This is a genomic window from Frankia sp. AvcI1 (assembly GCF_001420875.1).
Lineage (GTDB): Bacteria > Actinomycetota > Actinomycetes > Frankiales > Frankiaceae > Frankia > Frankia alni.
In genome coordinates this window covers 1-10,662 of record NZ_LJFZ01000028.1, presented here as the reverse complement: position 1 = coordinate 10,662, position 10,662 = coordinate 1, and the positions used below count along the sequence as shown (strand labels likewise).

7 protein-coding genes and 9 pseudogenes are annotated in these 10,662 nt (G+C 71.7%); 7 read left to right on the top strand and 9 right to left on the bottom strand.

All coding sequences use genetic code 11. The features are described from left to right. Positions 1 to 676 precede the first annotated feature (676 nt). The 5 genes and pseudogenes from UK94_RS24025 to UK94_RS63845 form a co-directional block, all read right to left on the bottom strand. Entirely contained in the window at positions 677 to 1,138 is a 462-nt protein-coding gene (locus tag UK94_RS24025) for an OB-fold domain-containing protein (RefSeq protein WP_050997037.1), read from the bottom strand. 617 nt (positions 1,139 to 1,755) lie between these two features. Then, positions 1,756 to 2,283, bottom strand: a pseudogene (locus UK94_RS63860) (nonspecific lipid-transfer protein); the annotation flags it as partial. 155 nt (positions 2,284 to 2,438) lie between these two features. Further along, positions 2,439 to 2,932, bottom strand: a pseudogene (locus UK94_RS63855) (phosphotransferase); the annotation flags it as partial. A gap of 1 nt (position 2,933) precedes the next feature. Then, positions 2,934 to 3,039, bottom strand: a pseudogene (locus tag UK94_RS63850) (hypothetical protein); the annotation flags it as partial. 1 nt (position 3,040) lies between these two features. Next, a partial coding sequence (locus UK94_RS63845) for a phosphotransferase (RefSeq protein WP_235489613.1) occupies positions 3,041 to 3,350 on the bottom strand: 310 nt, incomplete at its 3' end. A 736-nt stretch (positions 3,351 to 4,086) separates the two neighbouring features. On the opposite strand from UK94_RS63845, the gene UK94_RS24010 reads away from it, so the two are divergent. Then, positions 4,087 to 5,268, top strand: a complete 1,182-nt coding sequence (locus tag UK94_RS24010) for an epoxide hydrolase (protein WP_011602878.1) — start codon at positions 4,087 to 4,089, stop codon at positions 5,266 to 5,268. On the opposite strand, the pseudogene UK94_RS63840 reads toward UK94_RS24010, so the two are convergent. The 3 genes and pseudogenes from UK94_RS63840 to UK94_RS63830 form a co-directional block, all read right to left on the bottom strand. After that, a pseudogene (locus UK94_RS63840) lies at positions 5,236 to 5,442 on the bottom strand (TetR family transcriptional regulator); the annotation flags it as partial. The gene UK94_RS24010 and the pseudogene UK94_RS63840 sit on opposite strands and share 33 nt — an antisense overlap. A gap of 1 nt (position 5,443) precedes the next feature. Continuing rightward, positions 5,444 to 5,838: TetR family transcriptional regulator (locus UK94_RS63835; RefSeq protein ID WP_235489609.1), on the bottom strand; the 395-nt coding region annotated here is incomplete at its 3' end. A gap of 836 nt (positions 5,839 to 6,674) precedes the next feature. After that, a pseudogene (locus UK94_RS63830) lies at positions 6,675 to 6,941 on the bottom strand (6-phosphofructokinase); the annotation flags it as partial. Positions 6,942 to 7,459: 518 nt separating this feature from the next. Between UK94_RS63830 and UK94_RS23995 the strand changes: the two are divergent. The 4 genes and pseudogenes from UK94_RS23995 to UK94_RS74900 all read left to right on the top strand — a co-directional run. Next, positions 7,460 to 8,164 (top strand): annotated as a pseudogene (locus UK94_RS23995) (SAM-dependent methyltransferase); the annotation flags it as partial. Positions 8,165 to 8,168: 4 nt separating this feature from the next. Next, positions 8,169 to 8,326: SAM-dependent methyltransferase (locus tag UK94_RS63825; RefSeq protein WP_235489607.1), on the top strand; the 158-nt coding region annotated here is incomplete at its 5' end. Between the two features lie 100 nt (positions 8,327 to 8,426). Continuing rightward, positions 8,427 to 8,820 (top strand): annotated as a pseudogene (locus tag UK94_RS23990) (universal stress protein); the annotation flags it as partial. Position 8,821: 1 nt separating this feature from the next. After that, positions 8,822 to 8,912, top strand: a pseudogene (locus tag UK94_RS74900) (universal stress protein); the annotation flags it as partial. 103 nt (positions 8,913 to 9,015) lie between these two features. Here UK94_RS74900 and UK94_RS23985 read toward each other — a convergent pair. Then, complete coding sequence (locus tag UK94_RS23985; protein ID WP_235489604.1) at positions 9,016 to 9,819, bottom strand: cation diffusion facilitator family transporter; 804 nt, start codon at positions 9,817 to 9,819, stop codon at positions 9,016 to 9,018. A 540-nt stretch (positions 9,820 to 10,359) separates the two neighbouring features. Here UK94_RS23985 and UK94_RS74895 point away from each other — a divergent pair. Continuing rightward, positions 10,360 to 10,450 (top strand): annotated as a pseudogene (locus tag UK94_RS74895) (hypothetical protein); the annotation flags it as partial. Between the two features lies 1 nt (position 10,451). Further along, the coding region (locus UK94_RS23980; protein WP_313949584.1) for a TCP-1/cpn60 chaperonin family protein at positions 10,452 to 10,662 on the top strand (211 nt) is incomplete at both ends.

Here is a 10,662-nt window from a genome sequence, read left to right as displayed (position 1 = left end):
AGCCGGGCGGGGCGTTCACGACGGCGAGATGGCCGGCCTGCACCGGCTGGCCGCCGCCACCGGGGCTGATCATCGCGTAGTGGACGCCGAGGACCGGTTCGTCGCCGGACGCGCCGATCAGTGAGTCCAGGCCGGTGGAGATGGCGTTCGCCACCGACGCCGCGGTCGCCAGGGGCGGCCCGAGCAGCTCGGCGAACCCGGCGACGAACGAGGCCNCCGTGCCCAGCGGACCCGTCTGAGCGGCCTGGTAAACCGCCGCCTCGATCTCCACGGTGCCGCCGTTGAACGGCAGCAGCGGAGTGATGGGGAAGTCAAACTGGTCGCCGGGCACCGCCCAGGCGGCGGCCGGCCGCGAGAAGGTCGTGAACGCGACCGGCGCGCCGGCACCGAACGTCAGCGACGCGCCGGCATGCAGCACCGGAAAGCGGTCGTTTCCCCAGTTCCGCGCCCTGGCGAGGAAACCCTCGGCGAGCCACAGCCGCAGATATCCCTGCGCCGGCCAGATCGGCGCCGATCCAGGCGCCGGCAGAAAGCACGTGGTCACATGCTCTGCGTCCGCGGCGAGGCCGCCTTTTATCCGAGCCCACAATCCCCCCGACACGACGCACAGCCTATCGTGGGCGGAAATCCCGCGGGCCGGAGGCGGAATCGGCGCGACACGCCGGACCGGTCGCCGTCATGACTCGTCCAACGGGCGGAAGAGCGCGACGGTGAAGTCGCCGCCGGGCAGGTCGGCGAACTCGGCCCGCACCCGCAGGCCACAGCGCACCTCCGCCGGGTCGACGCCGACGATCCGGGCGGGCAGGCGCAGGCCTGCCTGCTCGTCGAGCTCGACCAGGGCCACCACGTAGGGCAGGTCGTCGAGGTAGCCGGGCACGGTCGCCCGGTGCTGGACGATGAACGAGTAGACGGTGCCGGTGCCGGCGACGTCGGTGAACCGGGTCGGCCCGGCGCACCGGCGGCACCGCTCGAGCGGCGGTTGCATCCACAGCCCGCAGTGCCCGCAGCGGCACATGGCCAGCCGGCCCTCGGCCAGGGCCGCCCAGAAGGGCGCGGTCACCGCGTCCGGCACCGGCTGCGGCGGGAGGCTGAGCGGATCGGCCGCCACGGTCGCGCGCTCCTCGTGCGTCGTGGTCATGCCTCCGCCGTTCCGTAGACGAGGGCGCCGCCGAAGGGGCCGGCACCGGACGTGACCAGCGCCGTCTCGGCGCCGCTCACCTGCCGGTCGCCGGCGTCGCCGCGCAGTTGCAGCACCGCCTCGTAATGGTGGTTCAGGCCGTGGATGTAGCCCTCGGACAGCAGCCCGCCGTGCGGGTTGACGACGACGTCGCCGCCGTAGGTGGCCCGCCCGGCCCGGAAGTAGTCGCCGACCTCGCCCTTGGCGCAGAACCCGAAGTCCTCGAAGGTCGCCATCACGGTGAAGGTGAAGCAGTCGTACATGCAGGCGACGTCGATGTCGGCGGGACGCAGCCCGGTGCGCGACCACAGCCGGGGCGCGGTGTCCCGGGAGTACATGCAGCTCAGGTCGTCCCACTGGTCGACCGAGCCGCCGAAGCGGTTGCTGTCGGCCGCGCCGAGCAGGTGGACGGGACGGTGCGGCAGATCCGCGGCCCGCTCGGCGCTCGTGACCACGATCGCCACCGCGCCGTCGATCTCGTAGCAGCAGTCGAACAGTCGGAACGGCTCGCTGATCCACCGACTGTTCAGGTAGTCGTCGAGGGTGATGGGAGACCGGGCCACCGCGTGCGGGTTGCNCACCGCGTGGTCGCGTTCCTGCACCGCGATGGCACCCAGGTCCGCCGCGGTGGATCCGTACTCGTACTGGTGGCGGCGGCAGAACATCGCGAACCACTGGGGCGGCACGAGGTACCCGTGCGGCCCCGCGAACTGCCCCTCGCCGTCGACCTCGACCCGCTCCAGCGCCCGGCCGTACCGGGTCTGCGAGCCGAGCACCCGGTAGACGACAACCACCTCGGCCTGGCCGGTCAGCACCGCCGCGGCGGCCCCCGCCACGGTCGAGGTGACGATGTTGCCGCCGCCCAGGACGCTCAGGCTCCACCCGAGGTCGTCGACTCCGATGGCGTGGGCGACCTGGCTCGGACCGGCGCTGTCGCCCGTCGAGTAACAGGTGAAGCCGTCGACGTCGGCGGCGGTGAGCCCGCAGTCGGCGAGCGCCTCCCGGGCGGCCTGCGCGGCCATCGACAGCGTGGTGCGCCCCGACGAGCGCACGAACGGCGACCGCCCGATCCCGACGACGGCTGCGCCCCCTAACGAACGACTCACGTCACTGCCCTTCCCGCCGCGTACCCACGCCCCGACGCGGCGTCGACGCCCAGACCTGATGCCGCCGCCTCGCCGNGAGTTTCTGACATTTGACTGCCAGAATCGTAACCGGAGACGCCGACGAGGTCCAGCCCCCCGGCGTCGTCGCGCCCGGCTCAGAGCTCCAGGCCCGGCCAGGTCATGGTGACCGGGTGCGAGTGGGGAAGGTCGAGGATCTGGACGAGGTACTGCTGCCCGAAGTTGTTGGTGCGCAGCTCCTCGATCGTCTCCGGGGCCATCGCACCCGTCGCCCCGTACAGGTCGCCGAGGCGCCGCAGGATGACCGCCAGCCGGTAGGACGCGAACACGAGGTGGAAGTCCAGGTTCGCGGCCTCCCGGCCGACGAGCTCCTGCCATCGGCGCACGGTCTGCGCCGGGCTGCCGATGCCCGGTAATCGCTCGACGCCGACCGACTCCGTGCTGCTGTAGTCCATGACCGTCCACCAGGCGAGGTCCGATTCGGCGCCGGCCAGGCACACCATGTCCCAGTCGAACACCGCCGCCACGTCGAGCCCACGGAACATCAGGTTCGGCAACCGGGAGTCGCCCCAGGCCAGGGCGGTGACGCCGAGGGGCGGGACGTGCGCGCGCAGCCACCGCTCGGCCGCGGNGATCACCGGATCGGTGCGCCCCCGCGCCACCCAGGCCGCCACGTCGATCCAGTGCGCGAGATCCTGCCGCAGGCCGTCCGGCCCGAGGTGCGGACGGTCGAGGAACNCCACCTTCGCCGGATCGACCTGGTGCAGTCGGGCCATGACCTCGACCGCGTTGTGCCACAGCACGGCGCGATCGCCCGGGACCAGGTCATGCACCCAGCCGGTGGTGTGGAACGGCGGGGTGTCCCCGGGCACGCGACCCTCGACGCGTTCCATGACGAAAAACGCCTCGCCGAGAACGCCGGTGTCCGTCTCCAGGCCGACGACCGCGGGGACCGGAATGCCCGGCTCGCGGCCCAGCACCCGGTACATCTCGGCGTGGACGGTGAGGTCGGCGTCCTTGTACAGGAAGTCGGGGGAGTTGACCCGCACGACGTAGCCCGCCGAGCGGGTCACCCCGGCCTCGGTCCAGTTCGTCTCGCAGAGCAACGTCTCGTTGGCCACCCCGCCGGTCCGGGGCAGCGTCACCTCGGTAACGCGCAGATCGGCCCGGTGCGGCAGGGCCGCGCAGAACCACGATTCGAGGGCCTGCCGTGTCGTTTCCGGATCGCGTTGACGATCCCGGGTCGGCAGCCCGGATTCGATGTAGGTGGAGTTCGTCAACTCCGGCAACGTGTCCTCCTCGCGGTGGGACGAATACGTGCCCGGCGGAATTTCTCGCCGAACACCACAAAGGAGCCACCGGCGCCCGCAGCGGTCGCGCCGGACGCGGAACGTCCGCTGTTCGACTGGCCGCGGGAACGGTCATCACCTGCGCCGACCGGCGGGCGGCGGGATCGTGGCGAACCCGACGGTCGGCGATGATGCCGACGCACTGTATGGCAGTGAACTGTCAGAGTCAACGCCTGATCGTCGATGCCCCAGGGTTCGCCCTATTCGGCTCTGACCTCGACCGAGAGCGTCCAGGCCGAGCACTTGCGCGAAGTGCTGGAATGATCCATAGTCTGCTCAGCCCGAGTCCGATCAGTTCACCGGCGATGGCAGGCTGCTGCCAGAAAGAGATCGGCGACGGGTGGTGGTCCGGCATGCCTGCACGGCTGGCCGGTGGTGCCGGCGGTGCGGTGTTCGGGAAAAGGCAAGTATTCGGGGAAACAGGAGGTGCGCCGCGATGCCGCAGACCGATTTCTCGCCGCAGCCGTTCACGGTCCGCACGGATCAGGCCGTTCTCGACGACCTGGGTGACCGGTTGCGACGCACCCGCTGGACCGATCAGATTCCCGGGACGCAGTGGGAGTACGGCACCGACCTGGCCTACCTGCGGGACCTCTGCGAATACTGGGCGGACGGTTTCGACTGGCGGGCCGCCGAGGTCCGGATCAATCGATGGCCGCACGTTCTCACCACGGTCGACGGGACACCCGTCCACGCCATTCACGCCCGGTCGCCGCATCCCGGCGCCGTTCCGCTGCTGCTCATCCACGGCTGGCCCGGATCGGTCATCGAGTTTCTCGACGTCATCGACCGGCTGGTCGACCCACCCGCCCACGGCGGTGACCCCGGCGAGGCGTTCCACGTCGTCTGCCCGTCCCTGCCGGGATACGGCTGGTCCGGGCCGACCCGCGAGGGCGGCTGGCACATCCGCCGGGTGGCCGACGCCCTCGTCGAGCTGATGGCCCAACTGGGCTACCCGCGCTTCGCCGCCCAGGGCGGCGACTGGGGTGGGATCGCCGCGAGCCTCCTCGGCGCGCACCATCCGGACCGGCTGCTGGCCATCCACCTCAACCTGGTCCTGGCGCCGCCGCCCGACGAGGCCACCATGGCGGTGCTGAGCGCCCCCGAACGCGCCGCGCTGGAGAAGGTTGTGCGGTTCACCGAGACCGAGACCGGTTATCAGGCCATTCAGGGCACCAAGCCGCAGACGCTCGCCCACGGCCTGGCCGACTCGCCCGCGGGCCTGGCCGGCTGGATCGTCGAGAAGTTCCGGGCGTGGAGCGACTGCGACGGCGACGTGGAGAAGGCGATCAGCCGCGACGATCTGCTCACCAACATCACCACCTACTGGGTCACCGGAACGATCGGCTCGTCGGTGCGCCTCTACCGCGAGTCGATGCGGGCCGGCCTGTTCGGCCCCCCGGACCGGCCGGTCACGGTGCCGACCGGGGTCGCGGTCTTCCCGCGGGAGATCGTGACACCGCCCCGGCGCTGCGTCGAGGCGCACTACGACCTGCGCTACTGGAACGAACTGCCGCGCGGCGGCCACTTCGCCGCGCTGGAGCAACCGGAGCTGTTTGCCGAGGACGTCCGAGCGTTCTTCCGCCTACTGCGCGGCGGGGCCCATGAGCTCGGCTAGCGTGGCGAACTCGGCGGTGACGTAGGACCCGAGGCTGCGCGACGGCGCACCCTGCAGCCATCGCTGCATCGCGCGCTGTTCGGCCAGGATCCCGATCGCGGCCACCAGCTCGCAGCTCTCGTCGGGCTGCGCGAGGCCGCGCCGCGTGGCGACCGCCCGGGCGACGAGCGCCCGNTTGCCCTGCTGGTTGTCGTGTTCCTTGCCGCGGAGCAGGAACGACGAGGCGACGGCGACGTGGTAGAGCCTGATCCGTTCCCGCAGGCGGGCCACGCCGGGTGCGAGCGTGACGAAGGCCGCCCGCATCGCCTGGAACTCGCTCAGCGACTCCGGCTGGGCCAGGTACACCCCGACGAAGGATCGGATGTAGTCGTCCTCGCCGAAGAAGAGCACGGACTCCTTCGTCGCGAAGTAACGGAAGAAGGTGCGGGGCGAGACGCCGGCACGCGCGGCGACCTGCTCGGTGGAGGTGGATTCGTAGCCCTGCTCGGCGAACAGTTCCAGCGCGGCGTCGACGAGCGCCTGCCGAACCCGGGCCTTGTGCTCGGACCACGCGGCGGGGCGGGCCCGCACCGGCTGCGCGGCGCCACGCACCGGCGTGCCGTCCACCGGGCGCCCCCTCGTCTCCGCGCGGGCTAGCCGGCCCGCAGGTCCGAACGTTCGACGTAGACGTGGCCCACGTCGCCATCCCAGTCGCAGGACGCCCAGTTGAGAGCGTACGCCTGGCCGGGGGACGCGACGCCGTAGGGAAGGCCGCCGGCGAACGTGGTCCACAGCCCGGTCCGGGTGGTCGCGGTCAGCTCCAGCCGCCGGTCCTGCCAGGCCAGGCCGAACGGCAGCACCTCCCCGGCGGCGATCAGCGCGTCGAGCCGGGGCACGTCGACGACCCGGACGTGCCTGAGCACGCCGTCCTCGACCACGTAGCCGCCCTCCAGCGTCACCGTGCCGTCGGTCGACCAGTAGCGGGACAGCCCGAAGGCGCGCCCGCTGCCCGGGAACAGGCAGCCGGNGATGACGTGCCCGCCCCAGCCGTTGACCGAGTCGTCCCCCCGGGGACCGCGGGAATGGTCACGCCAGCCGGTGCCGTCGAAGGCGACCTCGCGCCGGCCCCACCGCACCGTGCCGCGGGCCCGGTAGAGCTGTTCGTAGTGCTCCTTCGCCCACTGCTGCTGGTCCATGCCGCCGCGGCCGGTCGCCGCCTCGGCCGCGGTGTGCGCGTCCCACACCGGCGTCGCGCACTCGATGTCCAGGTCGAGCTGCAGGCGGACCTTCTCCCCGTCACGGACCAGGCCGGTACGCATGCTCTCCTGCGGCGTGCGCAGGCAGAAGCCGTCGAAGGTGACCCGCCAGCGCCGAAACGGCTCCAGGCACTCGAAGCGCAGGTTGGCGCCGGCCGGGCGGCGGGCCGNATCGGTGCGGTGGTAAGCCCACATCGACAACACGCCCTCGTCGTCCGGCAGCGTGACGAGCGCGCGGTCCTCCCACAGCTCCCAGGCGTCGGCCACGGTGCCCAGATGCAGCCACATGCCGATGTTGTGGGTCGGGTCGTAGGGGGTGAACAGCATGTTCTCGGTCCAGGCCGGCACGGGCGGGCAGCTCGTGACGATCTGCTCGCGCTCCGGCGGCAGACCGGCGGACAGATCCGCGACGCGCGGCTCGCCGCGCAGGGTGCTCATCGGGAACCTCGGGTGCTCATCGGTTGCCTCGGGTGCTCACGGTTGCCTCGGGTGCTCATCGGTTGCCTCGGGCGAAAGCGCGGGGCGCCGGGGGAGGTGTGGGGGCCACGGGTCCGCACGCTATCCGTTCGCCTGGGCGCAGTCAGCCTAATTCTGACATGACACTGCCAGATTCGGCTCGCGTGGGCCCTGATGCCTCGGGTGAGGCCGGCCAGCCCGGCCGACCCGCCGTCGCGCTCCGGCGGCACTTCCGTGCCGGCTTGGGGGATGGCCATCACACGCCGGAGTGACACGATGACGGGTGCACGCCGCCGGTGGGGCTGCCGATGCGCCCGGGGGTCGCTGGGGCCGCAGGAGTCGCTGGGACCGCAGGGAGTTCGGTGGGACCGCAGGGAGTCGGTGGGACCACAGAAAGCCGCCGCGACCGCCGACCGGGACCGGCTCATCCTTGGACGCGGGCGAACCTCGCCGAGACTAGGGTGATTCGTAGGGATAATTCCGATTTGGGGGGGCTGGTGATGGTGGAACCGGACGCGGGTGGCGGGGAGTTCGAGGTCGGGCAGTGGTGGAGGTCCCTGGCCGAGGAACATCCGTCGATCGACCTGAGGACGGACAGGCCGCACACGGCCCGCATCTACGACTACTTTCTCGGCGGGAAGGACAACTTCCCCGCCGACCGGGTGGCCGCGGAGCAGGCGAGCGCCGCGTTCCCGAACGCCTCCCTGGCGGCCCGGCAGAACCGCGCGTTCATGGTGCGGGCGATCCGCCACCTCGCCGGCGAGGCCGGGATCCGCCAGTTCCTCGACATCGGCACCGGCATCCCCACCAGCCCGAACGTGCACGAGATCGCCCAGGCCGTCACCCCGCAGGCCCGGGTCGTCTACACGGACAACGATCCGATCGTCCTGGCCCACGCCCGCGCGCTGCTGGCCAGCACCCCCCAGGGCCGGACCGCCTACCTCGACGCCGATCTCCACGACCCGCAGGCCATCCTGACGGCGCCCGAGCTGCGCGAGACCCTCGACCTGAGCCTGCCCGTGGCCCTGTCGATGATCGCGGTGTTCCACTTCGTCCCGGACTCGGATGATCCGCACGGCATCATCCGCCGCCTCGTCGACGCGCTGCCGTCCGGCAGTTACCTGATCCTCACCAACGGCACCGCCGACTACGACCCGGCCACGCAGGACCTCGCCGTCGCCTACGAAAAGCAGGGGATCACCGTGNGGNTGCGCAGCCGCGCCGAGGTCGAGAGCCTGTTCGGCGGGCTGGAGCTGATCGATCCGGGCGTCGAGCTGGTCCACCGCTGGCGCCCGGACGCTCCCGACCCGCCCGGCCTCACCGACGCCCAGGTCAGCGTGTACGGCGGAATCGCCAGAAAGCCCTAGTTCCGCCTCGGTCCTGGAGTGGCGCTCGGGGTGATTGGTTCGGGGTGATTGGTAGGGCGGTCGGGGCCTGAGCCGCACCGCTGGGGGAATCCCCGTAGGTATGCAGCACGTCGTGGTCGGGGTCGACAACGGACAGGCCACTCCCGCCGCGCTCGGCTGGGCCGCCGACCTCGCCGCGCGGCTGGGCGCCGAACTCGACGTCGTCCACGTCCAGCCCCTCAGCCCCGCGCAGATCCGCACGATGGTCTCCACGGTGCCCGGCCGGCGCGCGTGCGAGCGCTTCCTCCGGTTCGAGGAGGACGCCGAGTCCAGGGCTGCCGGCGCCGTGGCGGACCGCACGCTCGCGGCGATCCCCGTGCGCTGGCGGTTCCACGTCCGGGCCGGCGAGCCCGCGACCGAGCTGCTCGCCGTCGCCGACAGCGTAGACGCCTACGCGATCGTCCTCGGCACTCGCCACGGCGGCGTCGGAGTCGCGCTGGAACGGCTGCTCACCGNCTCGGTCTCCCACCGGACGCTGCACCGGACGCGCCGGCCCGTCCTGATCGTCCCCACCGATGTCGACGACCAACCCGTCAGGGACGCCTGACCGCGCCCCGGTGCGTAGCCCNGCCGCCCCGTCAGCTGGCGGCCCGTTCCGCCCCCAGCGCCGGTCAGAGCCGAGCTGCTCGGACCACTCGGGACGCAGGCGTCTAGCCGGTGGTGACCGCGGGGTGGTGGCGGGCGGGGCTGGTGTGGATCGTGGCGGCGGACAGGCGGCGGATGTGGCGCAGCAGGTGTGCCTCGGCAGCGTGGGCGACGTCATGGGCCTCGGTGAGGGTGAGGTCCGCGTCGACGGTGATGTCGGCCTCGGCGCGCAGGGTGTGCCCGATCCAGCGCAGCCGGAGCTCGCGGACGGCCTCGACACCCGCGGTGTGCAGCAGGGTGTCGGTCGCCTCGGCGACCGTGTCCGGGTCGACGGCGTCCATGAGCCGGGCGCCGACGACCCGGGCGGCGGACCGCAGGACCCCGAGGATCGCCACGGTGATCGCCAGGCCGACCACGGGGTCGGCCCAGCGCCATCCCGCGGCGGCGCCGGCGGCACCGAGCAGCACCGCGAGGCTGGTGAAGCCGTCGGTGCGGGCGTGCAGCCCGTCGGCGACGAGCGCGGCGGAACCGATCTGGTGACCGACGCGGATGCGGTAACGGGCCACGATCTCGTTGCCGACGAAGCCGACGACCGCGGCCGCGGCGACCACCCCCAGCCGGTCGACCTGCTCGGGGTGGACCAGGCGATCGATCGACGCCCAGGCCGCGAGCGCACACGACAGCATGATCATCGCCAGGACGGCGAGGCCGGCGAGATCCTCGGCGCGGCCGAAGCCGTAGGTGAACCGGGTCGTGGCCGGGCGGCGAGCGAGGGCGAACGCGATGAGCAGCGGAACGGCGGTGAGCGCGTCGGCGACGTTGTGCAGCGTGTCGCCGAGCAGTGCCACCGACCCTGACAGCGCCACCACCACGGCCTGTCCGACCGCGGTCGCACCGAGCCCGGCCAGGCTGATCAGNAGGGCGCGCCGGCCAGCGGCGTCCGCTTCCAGCGCATCGTCGATCTGGTCGGCGCTGTCGTGGCTGTGTCCACCGACGAGTCCCGAGATGCCATGGCCAAGCCGCGCCCACCGCCCGACCGCGCGATGCTCGTGATCGTGGCGATGTCCGCCGTTGCCATGGCCGCGCCCACCGTGGTCATGGCGCTGATCGACTCCCATGCCCGCACCGTAGCCAAAAACGATCAATGCGGCACGGTCGCACCTGCCACCTCGTCGCACCGGCCGTGGCGGGTCGCCCCAGAGCGGTGCGACGACCTCACGCTGTGGTAGCGCCGTTGCATTGCGAGACGCCGAGGGCTATACAGGGGTTAGCACTCGGTATGNTCGAGTGCCAACCTCTGGCGCGACGGGTGCCTGGGCCCACGACGTGGCCCATCGTTTTCGTTGCTAGGCCCCGCTGGCGGCCGGCACTCCTCCCCGCAGGCATGAGCCGCAGGAGGATTTATCCGCATGGCAAAGATGATCGCCTTCGACGAGGAGGCTCGGCGCGGCCTGGAGCGCGGCATGAACCAGCTGGCCGATGCGGTCAAGGTCACGCTCGNTCCGAAGGGTCGCAACGTCGTTCTGGAGAAGAAGTGGGGCGTCCCCACGATCACCAACGACGGTGTGAGCATCGCCAAGGAGATCGAGCTCGAGGACCCGTACGAGAAGATCGGTGCGGAGCTCGTCAAGGAAGTCGCGAAGAAGACCAACGACGTCGCGGGTGACGGCACCACCACCGCGACGATCCTGGCCCAGGCCCTGGTGCGTGAG

Coding starts and splice junctions, on each gene's coding strand:
- UK94_RS24025 (WP_050997037.1), bottom strand. CDS start 1,138: ATGACCACGACGCACGAGGAGCGCGCGACCGTGGCGGCCGATCCGCTC.
- UK94_RS24010 (WP_011602878.1), top strand. CDS start 4,087: ATGCCGCAGACCGATTTCTCGCCGCAGCCGTTCACGGTCCGCACGGAT.